This is a genomic window from Ruegeria marisflavi, assembly GCF_025673445.1.
Taxonomy (GTDB): Bacteria; Pseudomonadota; Alphaproteobacteria; order Rhodobacterales; family Rhodobacteraceae; genus Ruegeria_B; species Ruegeria_B marisflavi.
On sequence record NZ_JAOVQN010000009.1, the window covers coordinates 141381 to 166694 of the forward strand.

Annotated in this window: 18 protein-coding genes, 2 pseudogenes and 1 riboswitch; of the genes and pseudogenes, 14 read left to right on the top strand and 6 right to left on the bottom strand. The window is 62.6% G+C overall.

What is annotated here, in order from left to right; all coding sequences use genetic code 11:
• Position 1: 1 nt before the first annotated feature.
• From OEZ49_RS10770 to OEZ49_RS10780, 3 genes and pseudogenes are all read right to left on the bottom strand, one after another.
• A complete protein-coding gene (locus OEZ49_RS10770) occupies positions 2-970 on the bottom strand; it encodes a zinc transporter ZntB (RefSeq protein WP_263388303.1) in 969 nt (322 codons plus the stop codon).
• A gap of 62 nt (positions 971-1032) precedes the next feature.
• Positions 1033-1410: pseudogene (locus OEZ49_RS10775) on the bottom strand (manganese efflux pump); the annotation flags it as partial.
• Between the two features lie 15 nt (positions 1411-1425).
• Complete coding sequence (locus tag OEZ49_RS10780; RefSeq protein ID WP_263388304.1) at positions 1426-1590, bottom strand: MntP/YtaF family protein; 165 nt, start codon at positions 1588-1590, stop codon at positions 1426-1428.
• A 49-nt stretch (positions 1591-1639) separates the two neighbouring features.
• A riboswitch (yybP-ykoY riboswitch) is annotated at positions 1640-1766 on the bottom strand.
• 183 nt (positions 1767-1949) lie between these two features.
• Between OEZ49_RS10780 and OEZ49_RS10785 the strand changes: the two genes are divergently transcribed.
• The 11 genes and pseudogenes from OEZ49_RS10785 (at position 1950) to OEZ49_RS10835 (ending at position 13176) form a co-directional block, all read left to right on the top strand.
• Positions 1950-2402: a c-type cytochrome gene (locus OEZ49_RS10785; RefSeq protein ID WP_164132043.1), complete on the top strand. Its 453-nt coding sequence runs from the start codon at positions 1950-1952 to the stop codon at positions 2400-2402.
• A 15-nt stretch (positions 2403-2417) separates the two neighbouring features.
• Positions 2418-3785: a cbb3-type cytochrome c oxidase subunit I gene (locus tag OEZ49_RS10790; RefSeq protein ID WP_164132042.1), complete on the top strand. Its 1368-nt coding sequence runs from the start codon at positions 2418-2420 to the stop codon at positions 3783-3785.
• Positions 3786-3790: 5 nt separating this feature from the next.
• A complete protein-coding gene (locus OEZ49_RS10795) occupies positions 3791-4600 on the top strand; it encodes a CbbQ/NirQ/NorQ/GpvN family protein (protein ID WP_370462846.1) in 810 nt (269 codons plus the stop codon).
• A gap of 9 nt (positions 4601-4609) precedes the next feature.
• Positions 4610-6526: a nitric oxide reductase activation protein NorD gene (locus OEZ49_RS10800; protein WP_263388305.1), complete on the top strand. Its 1917-nt coding sequence runs from the start codon at positions 4610-4612 to the stop codon at positions 6524-6526.
• Positions 6523-7071: a cytochrome c oxidase subunit 3 gene (locus OEZ49_RS10805; RefSeq protein WP_263388306.1), complete on the top strand. Its 549-nt coding sequence runs from the start codon at positions 6523-6525 to the stop codon at positions 7069-7071. The genes OEZ49_RS10800 and OEZ49_RS10805 overlap by 4 nt, the downstream gene beginning before the upstream one ends.
• Positions 7072-7076: 5 nt before the next feature.
• Positions 7077-7379: a cytochrome C oxidase subunit IV family protein gene (locus OEZ49_RS10810; protein WP_263388307.1), complete on the top strand. Its 303-nt coding sequence runs from the start codon at positions 7077-7079 to the stop codon at positions 7377-7379.
• Positions 7380-7648: 269 nt separating this feature from the next.
• Positions 7649-8422 carry an inositol monophosphatase family protein gene (locus OEZ49_RS10815; RefSeq protein WP_263388308.1) on the top strand — a complete coding sequence of 258 codons (774 nt, stop codon included), beginning with the start codon at positions 7649-7651 and terminating at the stop codon, positions 8420-8422.
• Between the two features lie 3 nt (positions 8423-8425).
• On the top strand, positions 8426-10108 hold the full coding sequence (locus tag OEZ49_RS10820; protein ID WP_263388309.1) for a Na/Pi cotransporter family protein: 1683 nt from the start codon (positions 8426-8428) through the stop codon (positions 10106-10108).
• Between the two features lie 227 nt (positions 10109-10335).
• Positions 10336-11637 (top strand): NAD(P)/FAD-dependent oxidoreductase, encoded by a 1302-nt coding sequence (locus OEZ49_RS10825; protein ID WP_263388310.1) that lies wholly within the window; start codon positions 10336-10338, stop codon positions 11635-11637.
• Between the two features lie 253 nt (positions 11638-11890).
• Positions 11891-12409, top strand: a pseudogene (locus OEZ49_RS23175) (transposase); the annotation flags it as partial.
• Between the two features lie 503 nt (positions 12410-12912).
• Positions 12913-13176, top strand: a complete 264-nt coding sequence (locus OEZ49_RS10835) for a hypothetical protein (protein WP_263388312.1) — start codon at positions 12913-12915, stop codon at positions 13174-13176.
• Here OEZ49_RS10835 and OEZ49_RS10840 read toward each other — a convergent pair.
• The gene (locus OEZ49_RS10840) at positions 13171-13872 is read right to left on the bottom strand and encodes a Crp/Fnr family transcriptional regulator (RefSeq protein WP_263388313.1); all 702 of its coding nucleotides are present in this window, start codon (positions 13870-13872) and stop codon (positions 13171-13173) included. The two genes, OEZ49_RS10835 and OEZ49_RS10840, sit on opposite strands and share 6 nt — an antisense overlap.
• Positions 13873-14150: 278 nt before the next feature.
• Here OEZ49_RS10840 and OEZ49_RS10845 point away from each other — a divergent pair, with 278 nt between their 5' ends.
• The 3 genes from OEZ49_RS10845 to OEZ49_RS10855 are packed head-to-tail and all read left to right on the top strand — an operon-like array spanning position 14151 to position 22185.
• Complete coding sequence (locus OEZ49_RS10845; RefSeq protein ID WP_263388314.1) at positions 14151-16916, top strand: S8 family serine peptidase; 2766 nt, start codon at positions 14151-14153, stop codon at positions 16914-16916.
• A complete protein-coding gene (locus OEZ49_RS10850) occupies positions 16913-18937 on the top strand; it encodes a trypsin-like serine peptidase (protein ID WP_263388315.1) in 2025 nt (674 codons plus the stop codon). The genes OEZ49_RS10845 and OEZ49_RS10850 overlap by 4 nt, the downstream gene beginning before the upstream one ends.
• Positions 18937-22185, top strand: a complete 3249-nt coding sequence (locus OEZ49_RS10855) for a hypothetical protein (protein WP_263388316.1) — start codon at positions 18937-18939, stop codon at positions 22183-22185. The genes OEZ49_RS10850 and OEZ49_RS10855 overlap by 1 nt, the downstream gene beginning before the upstream one ends.
• Here the strand turns inward: OEZ49_RS10855 and hisD are convergent.
• Both hisD and OEZ49_RS10865 read right to left on the bottom strand, forming a co-directional pair.
• On the bottom strand, positions 22182-23483 hold the full coding sequence (hisD, locus tag OEZ49_RS10860) for a histidinol dehydrogenase (protein ID WP_263388317.1): 1302 nt from the start codon (positions 23481-23483) through the stop codon (positions 22182-22184). The genes OEZ49_RS10855 and hisD overlap by 4 nt on opposite strands.
• Positions 23484-23988: 505 nt before the next feature.
• Complete coding sequence (locus OEZ49_RS10865) at positions 23989-25134, bottom strand: adenylate/guanylate cyclase domain-containing protein (protein ID WP_263388318.1); 1146 nt, start codon at positions 25132-25134, stop codon at positions 23989-23991.
• Positions 25135-25314: the final 180 nt, after the last annotated feature.

Sequence of the window (25314 nt, forward strand, 5' to 3'; positions counted from 1 at the left end):
GTCACAGCCATTTGAGCGCCCTGAACACCAGAAAGATGCCCAGCCCGATGGCCAGCGAGCCGCTAACCAGGAACCAGAAGGCCAAAGGCGACTGGGTTCCGGGCATGCCCGCGATATTGACGCCGAACAATCCGGTCAGAAACCCCAGCGGCAGGAATACGGCCGCGACAATCGACAGGATGAAACTGTTGCGCCCCAGAATGCGCACCTGCTCAGAGGCGATCTGATCCTGAACCGCGACCAACCGGTCGCGTGTCGCGTCGAGCTCTTCGATGGTGCGGCGCGTCCGGTTCACCGCTTCGCGCAACTCGGTGATTTCCGACGCATCCAGCAGGCGCGATTCGTTGCGCAGCAGCGCATCCAGCGCCTCGCGCTGCGGGTGCAGGAACCTGCGCATCTTGATCACGCTCAGACGCAGTGCGCCGAGGTCGTCATGCAGGGCGGACGCGCCTTCCAGGGCGCGTTCCTCAAGCCCGTCGGTCTGGTCGTCCAGCTCCAGCGAGACCAGTTCGATCCGGTGGGACAATCCGTGCAGAAGCTCGGCCAGAAAACCGCCAACTGTTGCGGGGCCGGTGCCTTCGGAGGCGCGGCGCTGGATCTCGTCGGTTGCCCAGATGCGCCGGGTCCGGGACGAGATCACCGCATTTGGCAGGATCCACATCCGGAGCGAGACCATGTCCTCGATATTCGAGCCCGGGTTCAGGTTGACGCCCCGCAGGTTCAGAATCAATCCCTCGCCCAGCAGGTCGCAGCGCGGGCGGGTTTCGGCCTGCAACAGGGCAGAGGCCGCAATGGGCGGAACGTTCTGTTCGATCCAGCGGCGGGTCTCGGGCTTGCCCAGATCCAGATGCAGCCAGCGAAAGGTCGCGCTGTCGCCCGGGGTCGGCCCGGGCCAATCGTCGGCGACAGGCCGCGATTGACCGCCCGTGAAATCAAAGGCGCAGATCGGTGCAAGTGTCTGGTCGGCCATGGCTGTCCCGGTCCGGTTTTCCTCAAGAGTGTGGCGCTGTGGCGGCGACGTCCAGAGAAAAGTCAGACGGACAGGTGTTCGGCGAGAATCGCAAAGCCCAGCCCGATCAGCACCAATCCTCCCAGCAGTTCGGCCCAGCCGCCGAACCGCTGCCCCAGGTACTTTCCCGTCAGAACCCCCGCGGTGCTCAGGATCAAGGTGCTGATCCCCACCGCCAGGGCGACCGCAACGATGTTGACCTCGAGCAGGGCCAGCGAGGCACCAACCGCCAGCGCATCGACCGAGGTGCCAATTGCCGTGGCCAGCAGGACCGCCGTGCCGCGACCAGCGGAAGGGGACGGGGCAGGCGGTTTCAACCCATGCAGGACCATCCGCAGCCCGACGGCCATCAATAGGCCGAACGCGATCCAGTGATCGAAACTTGCAACATGGGACAGGGCGGCAACGCCAAGACCCTAGCCGATCAGGGGCGTTACCGCCTCGACCGCGCCAAAAACAGCGCCGGTGCGCAGTGCCAGACCGATACCAGCCGACTGACCTCTCGCACCCCGTCCAAGCGAGGCGAGAAAGGCATCGAGCGATAGGGTGACGGCCAGAAGGCCGATGGCGAAACCTGTCATGGTCGATATCTCCGGGGCCTTGCCGGGTGACGGCCGGACTCTGCCCACCGAGTCCTGTCACCACGGTCTTGCAAGGCGTCGGCCGGTGGCCTGGGCTGACTGCGCCACGCGCGTCCGCGCGAGTGTGTTGACGCAATCCCGCATCGCTGCGGCTGCTACTCCCCGATGCGGCTCAGATAAGAACCTGCGCCAGAAATGTCAATGATTACAAATGCATATGCTTCTGCGAGGCATTTGCAACAACACCTGAAACGCCTCCGCCCAAACTCCATTGGCCCTGTCTTGACTTTGGTTAAGGCGGTGCGACCCGTCGCAGTCGATGATCACCCCACCAGAAACGCGGCGCAAAGGAGAGCGCAATGCGCGAAGTCATGACAAAAAGCATGGCCCGTAACATATTCTATGGCGGGTCGTTGTTCTTCATTATCATCTTTCTGGCTCTGTCAGCCCATTCCCATCGTTACATCACGACCACTTCGACAAACGCGGAAACCCTGACCGCCAGCGTCGCGGCCGGGAAACATGTTTGGGAAAAACACGCCTGCATCAACTGTCACTCGATCCTGGGCGAAGGCGCATACTTTGCGCCCGAGGTAGGGAACGTGATGACACGCTGGGGTGTTCAGGACGACCCCGAGCTTGCCTTTGAAACGCTCAAGGGCTGGATGGAGTCGCAACCGACCGGGATCGAGGGCCGGAGACAGATGCCAAGGTTCAACCTCAGCGACGAGGAAATCCGCCAGCTTGCCGATTTCCTGCTCTGGACGAACACGATCGACACCCAGGGCTGGCCGCCCAACGAGGCGGGCTGAGAAGGGAGCGGAGACATGAAATACGAATCCCAGAAAATCGCCCTCGTCTACTTTGCCGTAGCGATGGGCCTGTTTGCGATCCAGGTGCTGGGCGGTCTGCTCGCCGGCTGGATCTATGTCGCGCCCAACACGCTGAGTGAACTGCTGCCGTTCAACATCGTGCGGATGCTGCACACCAACTCTTTGATCGTCTGGCTGATCACCGGGTTCTTTGGCGCTGCCTATTTCCTGATCCCGGAAGAGGCGGAACGCGAAATCCACTCCACCAAGCTGGCCTATCTGCAACTGCTGATCCTGGTGGTCGGCACGCTGGGCGTGGTTGTGACCTATGTGTTCAACCTGTTCGAGGGCAACTTCCTGCTTGGCAAGGAAGGGCGCGAATTCCTGGAACAACCCAAATGGGTCAAAGCAGGTATCGTGGTGGCGGCGCTCATCTTCCTTTACAACGTGTCGATGACCGTGCTGAAGGGCAAGAAGACCGCGATCACCAACATCCTGCTCTTGGGTCTGTGGGGTCTGGCGCTGCTGTTCCTGTTCAGCTTCTACAACCCGTCGAACCTGGCGCTGGACAAGCAGTACTGGTGGTACGTCGTCCACCTGTGGGTCGAAGGCGTGTGGGAACTGATCATGGCCTCGATCCTGGCCTATCTGATGCTCAAGCTCACCGGCGTTGACCGCGAGGTGGTCGAGAAATGGCTTTATGTCATCGTCGCCGCCGCGCTGTTCTCGGGTATCCTGGGCACTGGCCACCACTATTACTGGATCGGTACCCCCGGGTACTGGCAGTGGATCGGGTCGATCTTCAGCTCGCTCGAGGTGATCCCCTTCTTCGCGATGATGGCATTTGCCTTTGTCATGGTCTGGAAGGGCCGCCGCGACCATCCGAACAAGGCCGCCCTGCTGTGGTCGCTGGGATGTGCCACGCTCGCCTTCTTTGGCGCCGGCGTCTGGGGCTTCCTGCACACGCTGCACGGGGTGAACTATTACACCCACGGCACCCAGATCACCGCGGCCCACGGGCACCTGGCGTTCTTTGGGGCCTATGTGTCGCTAAACCTGGCCATCTTCAGCTACGCGATGCCGATCCTGCTGAACCGCGATCCCTATAACCAGGTGCTCAACATGGCCTCCTTCTGGCTGATGAGCGGCGGCATGGTCTTCATGACCTTCGTGCTGACATTCGCCGGGACGATCCAGACCCACCTGCAACGCGTCCTGGGTGAATACTTCATGGACGTGCAGGACCAGGTCGCGATCTTCTACTGGATGCGCTTCGGATCTGGCGTGGTGGTTGTGATCGGTGCGCTGCTCTTCATCTACGCCATGTGGGTGCCGCGCAAGGAAATCATCGAGCGCGGTGCAACTGAAACACCAGCCGAGTAATGGAAATGGATGGATCAATGAACATCGGAACGGGGGCGGCAGCCGCCCCCTTCTACCTCCCGCAGGGCGATGAATGCGATGTCTTCACCGCCGCGTATTCGAACAATCTGCCGGTCCTGCTGAAAGGTCCGACCGGCTGTGGCAAGACCCGCTTTGTGGCCCATATGGCCGCAAAACTGGGTCGGCCGCTTTACACCGTGGCCTGCCATGACGACCTGGCCGCCGCCGACCTGATCGGGCGCTATCTGCTCAAGGGCGGCGAGACGGTCTGGGTTGACGGGCCGCTGACCCGGGCGGTGCGCGAGGGCGCGATCTGTTACCTCGACGAGGTGGTCGAGGCGCGCAAGGACGTGACCGTTGTGCTGCATCCGCTGACCGACGACCGACGCATCCTGCCGATCGACCGGACCGGCGAAGAACTGGAAGCCGCGCCCGGCTTCATGCTGGTGGCGTCCTATAACCCGGGCTACCAGAACATTCTCAAGACCCTGAAACCCTCGACCCGGCAACGGTTCCTGTCGCTGGAGTTCGACTTCCCCTCGCCCGAGCTGGAGGCGCGCGTCGTCTCCGAGGAAAGCGGCCTGCCGCTGGACCGGTGCAAGCCGCTGATCCGGCTCGCGGGCAAGCTGCGCGGGCTCAAGGGACAGGATCTGGAGGAAGGTGTATCCACCCGCCTCGTTGTCTATGCCGCGACGCTGATCGCCCAGGGCATGCCGACCGAACGCGCCATCCTGGCCGCCATGGTCGAACCTCTGACTGATGACGAGGATATCAAACGCGGGCTCCTCGATCTGACCGTTGCCGTCTTTGGGTGAGGCCGAGCAATGGTCAAGATCGACTTCGAGCCATGGGAACCCGAGGAGACAATCGGGAAACTGTGGCACACCCTTGCCAGCCGCCTCGATGCACCATCGGTGCACGAAGGAGCCGCGGTCGACCTGTCAGAGGTCGCGGGGCGGTTGGCCGTTCTTTTCCGGGGCCTGGGCGGCAAGCCGAGTGTCGAACTGCGCCCCGTTTCCCCTGAACTGTCCCGCCATCGCCTGAGCTGGCGCCGCAAGCTGGCCACCGAGGCCGAGATCCTGCCGCGTGCCTCTTTCGATGGCGAGGTTCTGCGCCTGCCGGACCGGCTGGCGGTCTATCCCGTGCGCGAGGCGAACGGGGCGCTTTATGTCTGGCTGACCGCAGCCGCCGCGCATGCGGATACGCGGATCGACGAATCCGACCCCCTGCGCGCCGATCTGAACGCTTTGGTGGCCGCGCAGGCCATGGTCGACGCCACGCTGGACAATGCGCCGGGGCTGCGTCCGCTTTATGCCGAGCTGTGCAGGGGCCTGTTGCATCATCGTGAAACCCCCGCCCTGCCGCCCGACGAGGCGGCGGTCGAGGAGCTGATCCGCCATATGCTGGGCGATCCTTCGCAACTTTCGGCCCGGGCCGTGCGGATACAGGCGGGCGAGGTCACCGCGCCGCGCAGCTATCAGCCATTCCGCCCGGTGCCGCTCTGGCCTGAACTGCGCGCGGTTGCGTTCTCGGAACACCACGAGGTGGAAAGCCGCGATACCGAAGGACCGCCCGAGGAGTCGAACGAAAAGACCCACCGCGCCCGTCGCCGCAAATCCGATCAGGCTGCACGCAACGACAGTTTCATCCTGCACAAGTTCGAGGCGATCCTGAGCTGGGCCGAGTTCCTGAACCTCAATCGCCGGGTCGATGACGACGATCCCGACAACGCAAAAAAGGCGGCCGACGATCAGGACGAGATCGGGTTGGGCCAGGTGTCCAAGGCGCCGCCGACCCGGCTGAAACTGCATCTCGATCTCGCGCCCGAGGATGTCGACCGCGAACGTCTGTCGGGGCGCATCCTGTATCCCGAATGGGATGTCCGGACGGGCCAGTACCTGCCCGATCATGTCAACGTCCTGACCTCGGACGCCGATATTCGCGACGATGCGGTGGAGTTTGCCAAGGATCCGGCCACCGCCCGCCGCATTCGCGCGGTCCGGCGCCAGTTCGAGGCGCTGCGCCCCGGACGGGTGATGACCCGCGGCCATCTGGATGGCGACCAGCTGGATATCGAGGCTGCCGTTCGGGCCGAAACAGACCGCCGCGCCAATGGCGAAGGAAACGAGCGGGTCTGGCTGCAATCCCGGCCACAGGCACGGGATCTGGCGGTCTCCATCCTGCTCGACGTCAGCCGTTCGACCGAAAGCGTGGTCACCGGCCGCGCCGTGATCGACATCGAGCGCGAGGCCCTGGCCGCGCTGGCTTGGGGGCTGAACGCCTGTGGCGACGACTTTGCCATCCATGCCTTCAGCTCGCTGAAACGGCACCGCGTTTATGTGCAGCGCTGCAAGCGGTTTGACGAGGTGATGGGGCCCCAGGTCGAACGGCGCATCGCTTCGCTGCGGCCCGGCCATTACACGCGGCTGGGTGCGGCGGTGCGCCATGCCTCGGCCGATCTGGCCAGCCAGGCGCGCAAGCGCCGCCTGCTGCTGGTCATCACCGATGGCAAGCCCAATGATCTCGATCACTACGAAGGCCGCCACGGGATCGAGGATACCAGGCAGGCCGTTCACGAAGCCCGGCGGGCCGGGCAATCGGTGTTCGGTGTCACCATCGACAAGACGGGCAAAAGCTGGTTTCCCCGCATGTTCGGACAGGGCGGTTTTGCCGTCATCCCCGATCCGCATCGCCTGACAATGGCGCTGCCGCAGATCTATCGGCAATTGGTCGGGGCATGAAGCAAACATCAGGGATTGACGAGCTCCCAGGCGAGTTGCTGATGTGGGTGCTGATCTTCAGTGAACTCTTGGTGTTCGGCGCGGGCCTCTTGGCCTTCATGGCTGTCCGCCTGACCGATCCAAGCGGCTTTGCCGAAGCGCAATCGGCGCTTTACCGGACCGGCGCGGCGATGAATACCGCAGTGCTTGTCACTTCCGGCTTTCTGGCGGCCAAGGGGTTGGAGTACCGGCGCAAGGATCGCCGGGGGCAGGCCCGGCTCTCGCTGGTGGCGGCGGCGGCGCTGGGATGTGTGTTCCTGATCGTGAAAGGCGCCGAATATGCCGGCAAGGCGGCGCAGGGGATCAGTTACGAGACCCACCCGTTTTTCATGTTCTATTACCTGCTTACGGGGTTTCACGCCGCGCATGTGGTGGCGGGCGTGTTGGTTCTGCTGCTGGTCGCCTGGCGCGACGAGACCGGAAACATAGAGGCGGGCGCACAGTTCTGGCACATGGTCGACCTGATCTGGGTCCTGCTGTTTCCTGTTGTCTACCTGTTGGGATAAAGATCGTGGAAACCCCGGACCCCACCGCCAAGACGCTGCGCCACGGTCGTGGGCTCAACCTGACCACGGCCTGGCTGGCCTTGCTGGCGCTGAGCCTGGCATCGACAGGGGCAACTGTCTTGCCGGTGCCGCAAGAGATCGTGGCAACCGCCGTCCTGGTGTTGGCGCTGATCAAGGCGCGCGTGATCCTGGCCCGATACCTTGAACTGTCAACCGCCCGGTCGTGGCTGCCCGGTCTGAGCATCATCATCGCCTGTTTCTTTGGTCTGGTGCTTGGCTTGTTCCTGATCTATCCGGCGGCCTTGTAAGCACGCCACAGACTGACCGGTTTTGACCGGATTAGAGCGTTGAGTGCCGCGATCTCTGTACAAACGGGCAGAAATCGTGCAAAATCCCAAATAAAGCAACAAAACCGGACGTGAAAGAGAGCATGAGCCAGATTTGTTGCCGGCAGCAGTGGGAACATGATCCTTATGAGATACAACAGGTTTTGCAATAGGCTGAACTCAGGCGGATGCCGCTTTGTCCTGCCGGTCCGCCCGGCCATATCAGGCACGCCTGAACGGGAGCAGGGCAGATGGTGACGGGTCATGATTTTGCCGCGCATGCCAAGGTGATAGCCGAGAAGGCCGCCGAAATCGCGCGCGGGTATTTTCGCGGCCAGTTGCAGGTCGAACTCAAAGCCGATGAAAGCCCGGTCACCCAGGCCGACAAGGCCGTCGAGCAGATGGTGCGAGACTACCTGGCGGAGCATTTCAGCGATCACGGCATCTTGGGCGAGGAGCATGGGACAAAACACGGCGACTCCCGTTATCTCTGGGTCGTCGACCCGATCGACGGCACCCGTTCCTTTCTGACCGGGCATCCGCTTTTCGGGTTCCTGCTGGCGCTGCTCGACAACGGGGATCCCATTCTGGGCATCATCGGGGCGCCTGCCTTGCGGGAAACCCTGATCGGCATTCCGGGCATAGGCGCGACACTGAACGGATCTGCGATCCGGGTGTCCGGGCAGACACGGCTTGATGACGCGCGCCTGTTCGTGAACGAGGGCGAGAAGATCTATCGCGATCATCCGGCTGTCTTCGCCCGATTGATGGGCTGTGGCCAGACCCGGCGGCTGGGTTATGACTGTTATCCGCATGCCCTGGTGGCGATGGGTCATGTCGATGCCGTGGTCGATTACGACCTGCAACCCTATGACTATATGGCGTTGTCTGCGGTCGTGCGGGCGGCGGGTGGACAGATCACCGACTGGCAGGGAAACCCGTTGACTTTGGCCTCGGACGGGCGCGTCGTGTCTGCCGCGTCGCCCGAGTTGCATCGCGACCTGCTTGACCTTTTGAACGGCTAGACCATGGCGATTTTCGCATTTCTCATCCAGTTGGCCGGTGCCACCATGCTGTTGCTGTTCGCGGTGCGGATGGTGAGGACAGGGATCGAACGCGCTTACGGCGCCTCGTTCCAAAGGGTCATGACCGGCCGGCAAGGGGCGTTGCGGTCCAGTGTCGTCGGCCTCTGCATGGCAATGATCCTGCAAAGCTCGGCCGCCGTCGCCTTGCTGACCTCGGGCTTCGCGGGTGCCGGTTTGCTGGGCTTTGGTCAGGGTCTGGCCATTGTGCTGGGCGGAGATCTGGGTTCCGCGCTGATCATTCAGGTCCTGTCCTACCGGCTGGATTGGCTGGTCCCCCTGCTGCTGGCGGTTGGCGGCTGGCTATTCGTCAAGACCGAGGCGCGCAAGGCGCGCCAACTGGGCCGGATCCTGATGGGCGTTGCCTTCATCCTGATTTCCCTGCGCTTTCTGCGCGAGGCCATGGACCCGATCCGGGACAGCGCGTTCCTGCCCGCCGTCGCCGAATACTTGGCCCGGGACTACGTCACCGCCTTTATCGTCGGGGCTGTACTGGCCTTTGTGATGCATTCCTCGGTCGCTGCCATCCTGATGTGCGTCACCCTGGTCCAGATCGGGGCGATCCCCTTTGTCGCGGGTCTGTCGCTGGTACTTGGGGCCAACTTTGGCAGTGCCTTCATCCCCGTTTGGCTGACACGGGGTATGCCGATGACGGGGCGGCGCATCCCCTTTGGCAATCTGGCGCTGCGCGGCACCTGGGCCGTTCTGTGCCTGTTTGCCGTGAACATGATCATTGCGAGCGGACTGGATGCCTCTGGGTATGGCGGCCAGATGCTGGTCAACGCGCATCTGGCGTTCAACGCCTCGCTGCTGATCCTGGCCTTGCCCTTCTGTTCGGCGCTGGAAGCGCCGCTGACGCGGCTGTTGCCCGATCCGGTCGACCCTATGAGCGCCGAGTCGCTGTTGAAGCGGCACAGCAATCTGGACCCCACCCATATTGGCAGCCCCGCCCAGGCGCTTTCCAGTCTGAAACGCGAACTGTTGGTGATGACCGACCTGGTCGATGCCATGTTCCGGCCGACGCTTGGCCTCTACCGCGATGGCGACAAGGCCCGGATCAAGGCCGTGCAGGCGCTGGATGAAGAGGTCAACGAATGCCTGTCCGGCATCCGCCGGTTCGTGGCGGCCTTGCCGGTCGAGACTATGGGCGAGGACACGGCCAAGATCGCCCGCGACATGCTGGAATATGCGGTGCGCCTGGAAACTGCCGGCGACGTGGTCGCCCGGCGCCTGACCGTGCTGGCGGGCGAGCTGCGCAAGACCGGCAAGAGCTTTTCCCGCGAGGGGTGGTCCGAGCTTCAGAACATGCACGAGACGATCATGGCCAACCTGAAGCTCGCCTCGAACGTGCTGATTTCCGACGATCTGGAGAGCGCGCGCCTGCTCAGCCTGGAAAAGACCGAGTTGAAACGTGCCGAACGGGACAGCCGCAAGCGCCATTTCAAACGCTTGCAGAACGGCGAGAAGCAAAGCTTCGAGACCAGTGACATTCACCTCGAAACGCTGCGCGCATTGCGGGAATTCAACAGCCATATCTCGGCGGTCGCCTATCCGATCCTGTATCACAATGGGCAGTTGCTCGAAACCCGGCTGATCGAAACCCTGCCGCGAGGACAGGAAGAAGTCTGACAGGATCACACCGGCCGTTTTGATCATTTTTTCCGGGCCCTGTGGCGTGTGGCCAACAGGCCCCCATGATCTTCGACATCATGGCCGTTGTGCGACCATTGCCAAGGGGGGTGTGGCCGTGATCGTCGCCAATACGTGGCGACACTCGCCACAAAATAATTTGATCATATCTGGCAGGACCTGTTCCAGGCTGCTATGTCTGTCCGCAAAAGAACAGGACTCTGCCGATGGATCTGCTGACCGTAAACGATCGTTCGGGGCACTACCCGCCCTCGTATTATGCCGCCCATGCCAAGCATCTGGAGCCCTTCGCCGAGGCGCAAGGAACGCTTGACTGCGATGTCTGCGTGATCGGCGGCGGGTTCACCGGGTTGTCGGCGGCCTTGCATCTGGCGCAGCGGGGCTATGATGTGATCCTGCTCGAGGCGCAGCGGGTGGGTTTTGGCGCATCGGGTCGCAATGGCGGTCAGGTGGGGCAGGGGCAGCGGGTCGAGCAGGAAGAGTTGGAAAAGATGGTCGGCCCGGATCACGCCCGCGCCCTGTGGCAGATCGCGCGGCAGTCGGTCGATCTGGTACGCGACCTGTCGACCTCGGATCTGGTGCATGCCGATTACCATCCCGGCATCATCCATGCTGATCACCGGGAACGCTTCGTGCGCCACAGCCACGACCACGTCCGCCATTTGCGGGAAACCTACGGCTACACCAACATCCGCGCGCTGGATCGGGAAGAGATGCGTGATCTGGTGGCCTCGGACGCCTATTTCGGCGGCTGCATCTACGAGGATGCCGGCCACATCGACCCGCTGGAATTCGCGCTAGGCCTGGCGCGGATGGCGGTGGCCGCCGGTGTGCGGATCTATGAGGGGTCCAAGGTTCTGTCGCTCACCGAAACCGACCCGGCCAAGGTCAAGACCGCCAAGGCCGAGATCACGGCGCGTTTCGTTGTCATGGGGTGCAACGGCTATCTCGGGCGTCTCGACGACCGGGTTGCCTCCCGCGTCATGCCGATCAACAACTATGTTGTCGCAACCGAACCGATGACGCCGGAGCGACAGGAAAGCCTGATCCGGGGCAATGTCGCGGTGGCCGACAGCAAGTTCGTGGTCAACTATTTCCGGTTCTCTGATGACCACCGCCTGCTGTTCGGCGGTACCGAAAGCTACAGCTATCGCTTCCCCAGGGATATCGCCTCCAAGGTGCGTAAGCCGATGCTGGAGATCTTTCCGCAACTGGCCGATATCCGGATCGACCATGCCTGGGGCGGAACGCTGGGCATCACGATGAACCGGATGCCGCATTTCGAACGGCTAGCGGGCAATATCCTCAGCCTGTCGGGATTCTCTGGCCATGGCGTGGCGATGGCGACCCTGTCGGGCCAGATCGCCGCCGAAACCATAGCTGGACAGGCCGAACGGTTTGACGTCATGGCCGGTGTGCCGACGCCTTCGTTCCCCGGCGGCCCCGCCTTGCGGACACCCCTGCTGGTTCTGGCGATGCTGTGGTTCAGCCTGCGCGACAAGATCTGATCTGCCCCAAGGGCAAGACCGAGAGATTTTGCCCGACGCGCAATAAAGGAAATTGCCAATCACTTTGCTAAACTCATGGTAGGAGTCACTGTTTCCAGTGATAGGAAGAAAATTTGCTTTGGCATGATAGTCGGGCGCAATGTCTGCGCAAAAGATTGGTATTATGGGTAGATAAAGAACAATCCGGAGCGCGCGGCCTTGAAGTGCGACTCCTATTAGAAACCAAAGGGTTATCTAATAGGGAGATCGTGCCATGGGAGCCGTTTACACGCAACTGAGTTTGAAAGAACGCCGCAGAATCGAAGACTGGTGGCACGCGAAGGTCCCCGTCCGAGAGATGGCGCGCGTTTTGAAGCGCTCGAAATCGACCATTCATCGAGAGATCAAACGTAACTTCTGGGCGGATGATGCGTTTCCGAAGAAGTATGCAGGCTATTTTGGGCTCGCGCCCCAACTGCAGACGAACAATCGCCGATCCGTTCAGAGAAAGCTGATCCAGCATCCCGACCTGTGCAAGACCGTGATTGACCGGATCAAGCAAGGCTGGACGCCCGAGCAAATCGGCAACCGGATGATCTATGAAGGCGCGAAGCTGCGTGTCTGTCAGGAAACGATCTACCGGTACACCTATTCCAAGGAAGGCATGGCGAAGAAATTATGGTGGTACCTGCCAGAACACCGCAAAGCCCGTCGCCCGCGTCGTGCCCGAAAGCGCCAAGCACCGAAGTTTGACCGCGATGTCAGCATCCTTTACCGCCCAGATGATGTCGCACCCGGAACAGGCCGAAGGCGACTGGATCGACCATTTAGAGGCGGACACCCTGCTGGCCATGTATCCCGCCCTGATCGGTGCCAAAGGTTATCGCGCCGCGGAAGAGGAATATCTGGGCGGATCAATGCCCTGATCGAGCGCACCGGCGACAGCTATCGGGTGTTCTGGGCCATGTTCTTTCGCTGGATAGATTACAGCGTGCAAGGCGATATCGACGTAAGTTACGAACTTGCCTCGGGCCTGGCCGAGATTGCCGAGGCCGACACTACCGGCCTGCATGTGCTGGTCCTCGACCGGATACCGGGGTCCAGCTTGATGTTTCTGGGCGAGTTCGAATACGCCCGAGTTCATCTTGAACGCTTTCTCGACTCTTACGACCCGGTGCAGCACGCCGAACCGATGCGGCTGTGTCCGGCGACTGGCTTACATTCCATGACTTCTGGGCTTGGCCGGCGTGACTGGTCCAAGAAAAGTATCTGGGTTTCTGGATCGTCTACGCCCGCATGCTGATGGGGATCGGCCGGATATCCGAGAGCAATGTCGAACAAGACCAGGAACATTTCCAACAGACTCTGGCGGTTCTGATCAACCAGGGTTTTCTGCTTCTCAACCCCAAATTCCGCACCATCCACGCCATGGCGGAAGAGACCGCCGGCCTGTCTGCACCGATTGCGGATCTGAGCGCCCTGGAACGGGATATTCGTGCGGGCAAGCGGTGGATGTTGCCGATCTGCCTGCGCTTTCAGGACAGATGGGACGGCTCATAACCCTTCGAAAAGACGGTCGATATCGCTAATCTTCAACCGGCGGCGGCCGGTTTCGATCACGCCGGTGGCCGCCAGCCGCGCCATGACCCTGCTGACCGCCTCACGCGTGGCGCCGATATAGTTGGCAATCACATCATGGGTCGGGCAGGGGTCTAGCACACCGCCAGGTTTAAGCTGATGTTCCAACTGCGCCTGTTGCAGCAGAAAGGCGCGGACCCGTTTGTCGACATCATGCACCACCAGCCCGAACACCCGCTCGGTCAAGGTCCGGTTCCGCTCGGCCAGGTCGATGGCAAGGTTGCGCGCCAGCCGGGGCACTTCGGCCATCCAGGCCAGCAGCCTGTCTGCCGACATACGGCCCAGCACCGTCGGTTCGGCCGCCGAAATCGTCAGCGACCTGGGGCGATTGTCCAACGCGGCCAGCTCGCCGAAATAACGGCCAGCGGTAATCTCGGTAAATGCCACTTCCTTGCCATTGGGGGACAGCAGCAAGCCGACAAGGCGGCCGGAAAACACGACATACATATCGGTCGAGGTTTCGCCCTGCTCGACCACGGTCTGACCAGTATTCACGGTCATCGGATCGAGGTCGTCGGCAAACCGCCGCAGGTCCTGCGGGTCGAGCCCGGCCAGCAGGGATACTTTGGAAAGAACCGGCTCTATCGGAATTGCGGGCTTTCTGTTTGATGGTCGCACGGTCCGATATCCCATTCCGTTGAAGTGCCGAAAGACAGCGACAAGCGATCAAGTCATTGAGGAATATAATCAACTTCAATGGTTGCCAAGTCCCCATGGGTGGAAAAGCAAGGCGCTAAACCCGCAACAGTGGACAGATTTCTGCAAGGTATGGTTTTCCAACTCGGCTGATATGCCCGCCATGGGCGAAGGCAATTCTTCATTTTTCGAGTATTTGATGATACGCTCAAACCATATTTCAAAGTGCATTTATTGATCTGAGATTGGAGGAACTCGTGATGTTGGACCTGCTCAAGGCCGCCAGCCGGGTCGCGGTATCCACTGGCCGTGACAATCTGCCAACAGACATCCTGTCGTTCACTCTGGAGTATCCGGGGCCGGTATCGCCCGAGGCTGCGCGCGCCGAGATTGCTGCGTTGCTTGGCGGCAATAGTTTCGATCTCTTCCTCGCGACCGACGCGGATGATGACCTGCTTGTGCTGCAATTCCCCGGGTTGCCGATCGAGCAGTCGCCGGGCTATCTGTTTGCCCAGGCGGGTGAACTCCGCGATGCGCTTGGCCTGGTGTCGGTTACGCCTGACATCTCGCCGCCCTTCACGGATGTCGAAAGCGTCGCGCCCCCCATCGAGAACGTCGGTGACGTGATCTGGGATCTATGCCGCGCCCATACCGCGCCGCTTCCCGACCCGGATTGGGCGCTGAAACTGATCAAGGCCGACCGGGCGATGACCCGGTTCGGTGTCTCCGGCGCGGGGCAAAGGATTGGCCAGCCGGATACCGGCGTGGCCGCCCATCGCGAGCTGGATCAGGGCGTGGACAAGGCGCGAGGATACAACTTCGTCGACGGCACCCCCGACCCGACCGATCCGCTGTCGCCCCAGATGGGCTCGCCCGGTCACGGCACCGGGACCGCCTCGCTGGTGACCAGCCGGCGGAGCCATCATGTGACCGGCAGCGCGCCGGGGGCGACACTGATCCCGTTCCGCACCAACAACGCGGTGGTCGTCGGCGCCTGGGTGCCAGTCGCGCGGGCGCTCGACCGGGCGCGTAATCAAGGTTGTCGCGTGGTGACGATGAGTCTTGGCAGCGCTTTTGGTCCAAGCGTGATGCGGCGTGCCGTGGCGCGCGCCGTCTCTGCCGACCTGATCGTGCTGGCCGCCGCCGGGAACTGCGTGCGCTTCGTCACCTACCCCGCCTTCGACCGCAACGTGATTGCCGTTGCAGGCGTCGACCACGCGGGCAACCGCTGGCGCGGCTCGTGCCGGGGGCCCGAGGTCGACATCTCGGCCCCGGCCGAAAACCTGCATGTCGCCCGCCGCCGCCCGGGCGAGACCGACCTGGCCGATGTGAACATCGGCGGACAAGGCACCTCCTTTGCCGTCGCCCTGACGGCGGGCGTTGCGGCGCTATGGCTCGAACGGTTCGGCTGGGACCCGTTGCGGCAAGAGGCGCATCGCAGGGGCCTGCCGCTGCAAGAGCTGTTTCGAGCGGCGCTGCGCCAGACCGCGCGGTGCCCCCTGGGTTGGGACACCGACCTGATGGGCGCGGGCGTCGTCGATGCCGAGGCGCTTCTGGCGCTTGATCCGCAGGATATCGTGACTGGCCCGGTGCCCGAGGCCGCTGGCCCCGCGCTCAGCCTCTTTGGCCCCGATCTGAACACCGGGGGGCTTCAGGCCGAGGCCGATTTTGTCGCCTTCGACTGGCGGCTGCGGGCAGAGCCCGAGGCGTCGATTACCCTGGAAAACGCGATGCGCGAGCAACCGTCGCCCGCGCTGGCGGCCCTGCTCGGCGATCGCGCGCCTATTGGCGCGCCGGGCCTTGTGCTGGCCCCCGTCGCCCCGCCCGCACCACTGGACCGGGCCATGCGGCGGCTCGCCGTCGGCCGCTCCGGTACAACTGAAAGCGCCTCTGACATCAGCTATGAGGCCTCGGTCGAACGGTTGCGTGGCGAGGGTCTGGATGCGGTGATGGAAACCGTGAGCGAGCTTTTCCAACTCAAGGCCGAAGCCGCGCCGGATCTGGTCGACACCACGATGCAGGCCGAGGCGGCCGACCGGATCAGGCAGGCCGTCCAGTCGCATCTCGACCCTGACCGCGAGGTTCATATGTCGGCGGGCGAGGTCGGATTTGCGCTGGAGGCGCTGGTGCAACTCACCGGCCGTCCCGCGATCCGGGTTCAGGCGGACGGGTCCGAACTGTTCGACCCGATGCTGGGCACCTGGAAAGCCGACCTGCTGACCGCGGTCAGCCGCTGGCAGCCGCTGGTACGCGCGGTGGGCCGGATAGATGCGCAGAACGCCCAAGGGACATGGGTGCATGTCGGCACCGGCTTCCTTCTGTCCGACGGTCTGGTGATGACCAACCGCCACGTCATCGACGCCTTTGCCGAACCGATCCCCTCCACCGACGGCTTGCGCCCGTTCCATCTGCGGTTCCCGGTCTCGATCATCTTCGACCCCGAGGCGCAGGACGACGACACCCGGTTCACCCTGACCGAAGTGGCGACCGCAGGCGCCGCGCGCATCGGGCGCACGGTCAACATGTCCCGCCTCGACATGGCTCTTTTGCGCATCGACCCCGACAATGGCCGCGCCCCGCCGCCAGACCCGATTGACCGGGGCCTGATCTCGACCACCGATACCGACCTGACCAAGATTCTGGTCGCCGGATACCCGGCCGAACCGCGCAGCGTCCGTGGGCCCGATCCGCGACAGGACAAGGACAACTATCTTGCCTTCTGGGCGCGGCTGGGCGAGCTCTATGGCGACAAATACGGGGTCAAATACATCAGCCCCGGCATGATCGAGGCGCGTCCGGGCGCGCTGGCCACCGACCCGCGCGGCTGGGCCTTCAGCCATGATGCAACCACGCTGCCCGGCAATTCGGGGTCTGCCATCGTGTCGCTGCACAGCCCCGGTCAGCTCTGCGGCCTGCATTTTGGCGGGCAATCGCTCGAAACCAATCTGGCGCATGATATCCAGACCGTGCTCAATATGGGGGACGGTGCGTTTTTGACCGATTTGATAGGCGGGACCGACGAATGATGAACGAAGAGTGGACCGAGGAGCGCCTGATCGCTTCCATCCACGGTGTCGTTTCAGGTTTGCGATTTGCCAGGCCCCAGTTGCGGGCATGGTACGACAACTGGCTCAGGGCGCGGCGCCTGCCCGGCGCGCCGCAGAACTTTGCCCATGCCATGGTCGTGACCGGGCAGGGCAGCGGTCTTGACCCGGCCGATGACGGCGCGGCTTTGTGCCTGGCTTTGGCGGCGCTTGGCGGGCCGCAACCGGTTGCCGACTGTTTCGCCGGTGCGGTTGCTGCGGGCCTCTTCGAGGCCGCGACGACAGAGACCCGCGAACAGCACCGCCGCAGGCTGGCGCGAGCCATGGCCGCCGCCCTGGGCCGCGATCATGAAAACACCGAGTTGCAGCGCGGCGAGACCAGCGACGAACTGCAAGCCTTTGTGCCGGAAAACGGGTTTTGGACCGATCCCGGGCATCTTCAGCCCGCGATCATCCTCGGTCGCCGCCGCCTCTGCCGGATCGACACGGTCAACGCCCAGGGCAAGAAGGTCAACGGCACCGGGTTTCTGGTCGGCCCGTCGACGGTCCTGACGAACTTCCACGTGGTCAAGGACGTCTGGGAGGTGTTCGATCAGCCAGAGCTGATCTCGGTCCGGTTCGACTTCTCGGCGACCACCGGTTTGCGCGATGCCGATCAGCCCCGCTATTCCGCCGCGAAAACCGGTTGGAAGGTGGCGCATAGCGGTAAAGCGAAATGGATAAAGGAGGATGACTATTGGTGGGACGATCTTGACAAGCGCCTTGCCTGGCTGGGCCAGGTCGAGGATACGCTGGACTATGCGATCATCCGTCTGGACGGGGCGCCGGGCCTGCAACGGGGATGGTTCGCGCTGGACAAGGTGGAAGAGGCCGAACCAGATGGCGTCTGGATCATGCATCACCCCGGGTCCGAGGGGCAAACCCTGACCGGGGGTAGGGCGGTTCACACCTTCCCGATGAAAAGCCGCATCTTTCACTTGGCGACAACCGCCAAGGGGTCGTCGGGCGGTCTGGTGCTGAACCAGGGCGGCACCCCGATCGGACTGCACTATCTGGGTGCCGAGGCAGGCGCCGATCCTTCGGAACCTTTCCACCAGAACCCCACGATGAACGTCGCGGTCACGCTGAAAGCGGTCTCTGAGGACCTGAAGAAAAAGAACGCCCTGACACAGCTGACCAGCACGACCGATCTCAATCTGATTGCCGGTTGCATCGGCCGCGGTCAGCCGGTCTTTGGCCGGCAGGAATACTTCCGGGTGCTGCGCGACCTGTGGGATGGCAGCAAGCGGGTGCTGAGGATCCACGTGAACCCTTTTGACACGCCGATCACCCGCCCGGGCAAAAGTTTCTCGTTTTCCATCCTGCAACATTTCTTCGCCGCGCCGGAAAACCACTACATCCTGTTCCGGGCCGGTGACATCCAGGTCGATGCCTATCGGCTGGCCTGCGATACGCTGGCAACCTTCGCGCCCAACCCGGCAGAGATCCTGCCAAAGGCGCTCGATACCACCACACCGGCCTATGTCCGGCGGCTGGTGTCCAAGTTCATGCAGCAGGTCAGCGCGCGGCTGAGTGACAAGACCGTGTGGATCGTTCTCGACGATCTGGACAAGCACGATTTGTCCGATGCTTCGGGGCGCGAGTTTCTGGGAACGCTCTATGACCAGATCGGGCAACAGCAGAACCTCAGGCTGGTGCTGGTCGGGCTGCGTGAGGATGTCCAGATCAACGGGCTCGACCCGGCGCTGGTGGCGCATTCCGCGATCAATGCGAAGTCGCTGGAAAACCCCTCGGTCATCTTTCGCGAATGGCTGAACGAGCGCGGCGCGCGCGACACCGCGCTGGACGAGGACGGGTTGAAATTCCTGGCCGACATCGCCGGGGCATATGCGGGCACCGAGGCGCCGCTGGAGCGTTTGTCGCAATTCGTGACGGACTACGTTGCCGGTGCCGCCGACAGCCTTTTTGGCAGCCTTGGCACCGAAGCGCCGGAGGACACCTGATGCAAAGAGCGCTTGTTGATCTGGCAAGAGAGGTGGCAGCTGTCAGCGGCTGTTTTGAGCCCGACGATCTCTGCCGGGCCATCGGTCTGAAACGGTGGTCGGAAACGCGACGCGCATTTCTAGGACAGATCTCGCGGGACATTGCCGAAGTGACCAGCTCGGCCCCGGGGGCGCCGCGCCGCTATGGCTGGATCCTCAGCCCCGACCAGCGCCGCTCGACCCTGCGGCAGTTTCTGACACAGACCCAGCTCGGCCAGGTTCTCGAACACGCACCGACGCCCTGGCATGACGATCTCTTTGGTCAGGCGCTGCATCGCCTGCTGTCCGGCCACGATGTCGCGATTACTCGCCCGCGCGCCACCGACGATGACGAAAGCCTGCTGGAACACCTGCGCCAGAATGCCGCCCTGCTCGACGCGGTCCAGTTCGTGCGGGTTGTGCCGGTGCTGGACAAGTCCGTCATGGACCGGCTCGAAACCGAGGTGAAACGACAGATCCAGGACATTCAGAAACGCCGGGATCTGGCCAGCGGCCAGCCCACCCGCCACTTCGGCTATCGCAATGTCCGCAGGCGCCTGTCGAACTTTCTGCGCGGCAAGACCGTGGATACCCGGCCGGTGCTGCTGACAGGGACAGGCGGCATCGGCAAATCGGCGCTGTTGGCCCGCCTGTTGCAGGATTGGCAAACGCGACACGACGCGCCGATCACGGTCATTCTCGATTTCGACCGTCCGCAACTGAAATCCGGCTCGCCGATCCAGATCGCGCGCGAAATCCTCAATCAGCTGGCCACCGGCGTGCGCCGCGCCATCGAACCCGCCGCCGAGGCCGAGGCGATGTCCCGCACATTGCGCGATCTGCGCAGCCGCCTGCTGACCACCGATACATTCGGCGACCTGCGCGATCACGTCAGCCAGGCCGCGGCACTGGAAACCATGTTCCCCGAGTGGTTCCAGGGGGATTGGGCGGCCAAGCTGCGCGAGTACCCCATCGCCCTGGCGCTGGATAGTTTCGAGGCGGTCGACCGTCAGGGCGGCCAGGTGGTGACCCAGATCCTGAATGTCGAGCTTTGGCTGCGCAACCATCTGACCGGCCTGCGCACCGTCCTGTCCGGCCGTGCCGCACCCCTGTCGGGTGACGAGCTGGACCATCGGTTCGGCCCCGCGTCCCGGCGCATCGAGTTGCGCGGCCTCTCTCTCGAAGCCGGCGCACAGCTCTTGGAGCAAGAGGACAATTCGCTCGCCACCGACGAAAAACCGGCGGTACTGACCAACCCGATCCTGCGCCTTCAGGTCAGCGAGTTACTCGATGGCCACCCGCTGGCCCTGCGGATCTTCGTACAATATGCGCGCGGCCATCAGGGCGATATCGTCGGTCTTGTCGACAGCCTCAAGCAGGACGAGGGGTTCCGCTCGGAGTTTGCCCACCGGTTCCTGTACGAACGGATCCTGGAACGCATCAACGACCCCGAGATGCAAAAGCTGGCCCATCCGGGCCTTGTCCTCAGGCAGATCAACGATGATCTGATCCGCTTTGTGCTGGCAGGGCCCTGCCTGGGTTTACCCGACGGATCGCTGCCCAGCGAGGAAGAGGCCGCAAGGCTGGGCCAAAAGCTGAGAGATGAATACTGGCTGGTCGATGAGGACGAGCCGCCCTTTACCCTGCGCCACCGGGCCGATGTCCGGCGCATGATGGTGGCCGGTCTCTTTGCCGGGCCACGCACGGGTGACACTCCCCAAGATCGCGACCGCAAAACCGCGTTGCGCCGTGATGCGCTGACGGTCTGCACCGCCGCGCGTGATTACTTCCTGAACGGGCCTCCGCGCCAGGCCGGGGCGGAACCCATGGCGCGTTGGGCGGCGCTGGACGAAGAATTGCGCGAGGTGCAGGCGCTGCACTACTCGGCCTTTGTCGCGCCCGAAGACCCTCCCGCCTTCGACGCGGCCACCGCCCGCGCGCTGGACCTGTCCCTGGGCGAGGATCTGGAGACGCTACCGCCCGCCTGGCGGGCACGTGTCAAGATCCATCTCGACCGCGTCCTGACCTGCGAAGAGGCCGCGCAGGTGCCCGAAGATCTAAGGGAAAAAGCCGAGTCACAAGAATTCACCGCCGCCGTCCAGCATGGGCTGAGTTCGGCGGAAGAAGAATTCAGCACCGTCAGCATGGCCCGCAGGAAACGCGCCGCGCGCAAGCCCAAGGTCGAGGCGCATGAAGACCGCTACCGCGCCGAAGGCGCCGACTGGCGCTCGACCTCGCGCCTGTCGCGCGATATCCAGCGCGCCTTTGCTGCCGCCCGGTTCGAAGAGGTGGCAGAACTGGGAGCGCAATACATCGAGGCCCTGGGCGGCCAGACGCTGGACGAAGCTGAGGCCGATAACGCCGAGGCGCTGACACGCGGGTTTTGGCGGCAATCGCTGTGGCAATGCCTGTTGGTTGCGGGGACAAGTGCTGAAACAGCCGTGGGGATCGCCGTTCAGAGCCACGGGGGGTCCAAGCACGGGTACATGTCGCTGGTTGATACCATCTGGTCCTTCACCAGCGGGTCAGGCTACGGGGCTGATTTCAGCGCGCTGCGCACTGCGGGCTTCAGATCCTATGTCGATTCCTACCGCTTGTCCGAAAGCGATCTCGACGGCTGGCTGGGCCGCGACGTGGCGCCAGCCCCGTCACACGGCAGCGGACCGGCTGCCGCCCCCCGATCACCGCGCGCCCTGGCCCTGGCGGCGGGCCGGATCGGCGTGGAAGAGGAGTTTGCCGCGCTCTTCGAATCCGTGCCCGACCTGGCCAGCCGGATCGAAAAGTTCTGGGCGCAAGGCGCTGTGGGGCTGCCGGAGATTGCCGCCCTCTACCGGCAGTTCGGTGAAGACGAGGACATCGCCAAACTGCTGCAAGGCGAACGGCTCCCCCACTCGGATACCGCCTTTCGCATGTTCCGGGGACTCAATCCCGATCTCTACGCACCCTTGCGCCATATCCTTGACGATCAAGAGGGTGAAATTACCGTCCGCCTTGCCCAGGCGCTCTCCGAGCGCGCCCGCCACTGGCCGCGCGAATTGCGCCCCAAGGCGGTGCATGGCTACACCGGGCGGCAATCCTCGAACCTGGTTGAAGCGGCGGATCAATGCGGCGAACTTGGAACGCTCTGCGCCTTCCTCGCCGAATTCGACCCGCGCGCCGCGACTGTGCACGAGATGTACGACCGCCTGTCGGACTGGTTCTTTCCTTTCGCGCGGGAATTGCAGGCCTAGCCGTTCAGGCGATCCAGCCGCGCCAGAACCGACAGGCCATGTGCCTCCAGGCTCTCGGACCGCGCCAGCCGCGCCGCCGCCGGACCGATGGCGCGCAGCGCCTCGGGCGTCATCTTGGACAGGGTGGTGCGCTTGAGGAAATCCATCACGTTGAGACCGGACGAGAACCGTGCCGACCGGGCGGTGGGCAGTACGTGGTTCGGTCCGCCGACATAATCGCCGATGGCCTCGGGCGTATACTGACCCAGGAAAATCGCCCCGGCATGTACGGTCTTCAGCGACAGAGCCTCGGGATCGGCAACGCAGAGCTCCAGATGCTCCGGTGCGATCCGGTTCGACAGCGCCGCCGCCTCGTCCAGATCGCGCACCGTGATCACCGCGCCGAAATCGCGCCAGCTGACCCCGGCGATGGCGCGCCGCTCCAACGTTTCCAGCCGCTTCTCGACGGCGGCCACAACCGCACGGCCAAAACCCGCGTCGTCGGTGATCAGGATCGACTGGGCGCTTTCATCGTGTTCGGCCTGGCTCAAAAGGTCCAGCGCGATCCAGTCGGGATCGTTGTCCTTGTCGGCGATCACCAGGATCTCGGACGGGCCCGCGATCATGTCGATCCCGACCTTGCCGAACACCCGCCGTTTTGCGGCGGCGACAAAGGCATTGCCGGGCCCGGTGATCTTGTCGACCGGCGCGATGGACCGGGTGCCATAGGCAAAGGCCGCAATCGCCTGCGCGCCGCCCACGCGATAGATCTCGTCCACCCCCGACAGGTGCGCCGCCAACAGGACCAGCGGATTGACTTGCCCGTCGGGCGTGGGCACCGCGATGGCCAGACGCCCGACGCCCGCGACCTTGGCCGGGATGGCGTTCATCAGAACCGAGGACGGGTAAGAGGCCAGCCCGCCCGGCACATAAAGCCCGGCCGCCGAGACCGCGGACCAGCGCCAGCCAAGGGTCGCACCCGCCTCATCGGTCCATTCCTCGTCCCGGGGAAACTGGCGCGCGTGATAGGCGTGGATGCGCGCCGCCGCCAGCTCCAGCGCCGCGCGGTCTTCCGGCGCGACCCGCGCTATGGCTTCGGCAATCTCGGCTGGGGAAAAACGCAGGGTCTCGGGCGTCAGGGCAATCCGGTCGAACCTCTCGGTCAGCTCGATCACCGCTGCATCGCCGCGCGACCGCACATCGGCGATGATCGCGGCCACCACATTGTCCACATCCGGGCTGTCTTCGCGCTTTGCCGACAAAAGCGCGGCAAAGGCCACTTCGAAATCCGGGTCGGCGGTGTCAAGAATTTGCGGCATGGGCGGTTCCTCGGGCAGTTGAGCCAGCGGGATACCGATGGCGGCGGTGCTTCTCAACCCTTTCCGTCAGGGGTGCAGCGATTTGCGCAATCGCTGCACCCTGCTCATTTTTTGTTTCATTTTACCACTTCCGATTTTCTTCCACACAGATTTGGGAAATCTACCACACATTCACGTTTTGGTTCCGTTCTGTTCCCACAGCCGCGTTTGTTGCACCTATTGCTGTCTGAGCCTAGCCATAGACGGTGTTTCTTCCCAAGCCCCAAGTTCCCATCACTCGCCCTCCGCTTCGGTCTGTAGGGCGATGCGGGCGTTGACTAGGTGTTCCACGGTCAACGGACTTTCGACACCCTAAGACTATAGTAGGGGTAGACTTGCTCGACAGACCTTAGGCTCTGGACCTATAAATCGATCTCTGCGCCAACGGCAGCTTCAACCGAGAGCCGACACTGGCGAAAAACGCGGCCATGACCGAGATGCGGACGAAACGGACAAACAGTCTTGCTTACCCTATCGAGAAAACTTGCTGCAGATCTTTGAATCCTTTGAACACTAAAGCACCTATACGGCTGGCCCGGTCGGGAACCAGTCGCGCAAACGCTTCAGAGCAAGCAGCGCTCATTCCTTCTTTGGAAGCCGCGTCGGAAAGGCGTGATGCTATGTTCACTGCTGGGCCTATAGCTGTGAAATCCAGTCGAGTGAGCCCACCGATATTTCCGTAGTGCACCTCGCCCACATGAAATGCGGCGCGGAAGGAGACTTGGTCTTCAGCAAGTACAACCCGGGCGTCTTCAACGGCCGAAAGCGCCGACAGCGCCGCCCCTTCCTCGGATGTGAGATCATCTGGTGTGGGAAAGATAGCGAGCATGCCATCGCCCATGAGTTTCAGGACTTCGCCACCGTTCTTTAAGATCGGTTGTTCCAACGCCTCAAAATATCGGTTCAACATACTAACGATTTCCGATGTCTTAAGGCTGTTGGATTTCTCTGTGAACCCGACAATGTCAGTAAATAATATGACGGCTCTGATCATGTCAGCATCGCCACGCCGGACCATTCCCGAGGCCACCCGACTACCTGCGTCTCGGCCAAGAAAAGTTGCCAACAGGCTTGAGAACCCTTCCAATAAGACACGCGACTCGACGACGCGCGCGAGCGGTGCAGCAACCCGGCGACAAATCTCGAATTGTTCGTCAGGCAAGCCGCCCTGGCGCTTCACGCCCACGGCCAATACCGAGTTGACTTCATTTATGGCGATCAAAGGCAGAAGAGCATATTCGGTATATCCCCCTTCAATTAAAGGCTTCGAGCCAGGATGAGCGTCGAATTCAGCAGACATTCCAACCCGATATCTTATGGGTTTTGCCAACTCCTGAGCCAAGTTGACAACACCTCCCAGAAAAAATGTCGACTGCATATGTTCATGCGAAAACTCTTTTACCTTGAGGCCTTTCTCTGGATACCAAAGGAACCTCCTGCCGCCCACTAAAGGGTTTTTTGGTGTCTGGTAGAGAGCCAACACGTCGGCTTCGACACCAGCACTTTTCAACCTGCGAGAAAATTCCGCGATCGTTTCGTCATAATTCGTCTGCGGCGGTGCTCCGCTGGCCAGCCAGGTCAAAAGCGCTTTGATCTTCAGATCGTTGGGCATTTCGCATCCATTCCGTTTTCATCTTTAAGGGAGCAATCTTAGCACAAAGTTCTTTTGCGACTTAAGAGAATCGAACTGCAGCACCTCCCTTTTGCTTCTGCTCTGGGCTCTTCTGAGACATCTGAGCGGTTCAGTCAGATGTCCGCAAAGCTGCGCTGAGAAGCCATTCGAGACGACGGG

What these genes read in the sequence shown, in the direction of transcription:
- OEZ49_RS10845 (WP_263388314.1), top strand. Translation starts at nt 14,151, where the DNA reads ATGTTGGACCTGCTCAAGGCCGCCAGCCGGGTCGCGGTATCCACTGGC.
- OEZ49_RS10795 (WP_370462846.1), top strand. Translation starts at nt 3,791, where the DNA reads ATGGATGGATCAATGAACATCGGAACGGGGGCGGCAGCCGCCCCCTTC.
- OEZ49_RS10835 (WP_263388312.1), top strand. Translation starts at nt 12,913, where the DNA reads ATGCTGATGGGGATCGGCCGGATATCCGAGAGCAATGTCGAACAAGAC.
- OEZ49_RS10825 (WP_263388310.1), top strand. Translation starts at nt 10,336, where the DNA reads ATGGATCTGCTGACCGTAAACGATCGTTCGGGGCACTACCCGCCCTCG.
- OEZ49_RS10770 (WP_263388303.1), bottom strand. Translation starts at nt 970, where the DNA reads ATGGCCGACCAGACACTTGCACCGATCTGCGCCTTTGATTTCACGGGC.
- OEZ49_RS10820 (WP_263388309.1), top strand. Translation starts at nt 8,426, where the DNA reads ATGGCGATTTTCGCATTTCTCATCCAGTTGGCCGGTGCCACCATGCTG.
- OEZ49_RS10850 (WP_263388315.1), top strand. Translation starts at nt 16,913, where the DNA reads ATGATGAACGAAGAGTGGACCGAGGAGCGCCTGATCGCTTCCATCCAC.
- OEZ49_RS10800 (WP_263388305.1), top strand. Translation starts at nt 4,610, where the DNA reads ATGGTCAAGATCGACTTCGAGCCATGGGAACCCGAGGAGACAATCGGG.
- OEZ49_RS10805 (WP_263388306.1), top strand. Translation starts at nt 6,523, where the DNA reads ATGAAGCAAACATCAGGGATTGACGAGCTCCCAGGCGAGTTGCTGATG.
- OEZ49_RS10785 (WP_164132043.1), top strand. Translation starts at nt 1,950, where the DNA reads ATGCGCGAAGTCATGACAAAAAGCATGGCCCGTAACATATTCTATGGC.
- OEZ49_RS10815 (WP_263388308.1), top strand. Translation starts at nt 7,649, where the DNA reads ATGGTGACGGGTCATGATTTTGCCGCGCATGCCAAGGTGATAGCCGAG.
- OEZ49_RS10865 (WP_263388318.1), bottom strand. Translation starts at nt 25,134, where the DNA reads ATGCCCAACGATCTGAAGATCAAAGCGCTTTTGACCTGGCTGGCCAGC.
- OEZ49_RS10780 (WP_263388304.1), bottom strand. Translation starts at nt 1,590, where the DNA reads ATGACAGGTTTCGCCATCGGCCTTCTGGCCGTCACCCTATCGCTCGAT.
- OEZ49_RS10855 (WP_263388316.1), top strand. Translation starts at nt 18,937, where the DNA reads ATGCAAAGAGCGCTTGTTGATCTGGCAAGAGAGGTGGCAGCTGTCAGC.
- hisD (WP_263388317.1), bottom strand. Translation starts at nt 23,483, where the DNA reads ATGCCGCAAATTCTTGACACCGCCGACCCGGATTTCGAAGTGGCCTTT.
- OEZ49_RS10790 (WP_164132042.1), top strand. Translation starts at nt 2,418, where the DNA reads ATGAAATACGAATCCCAGAAAATCGCCCTCGTCTACTTTGCCGTAGCG.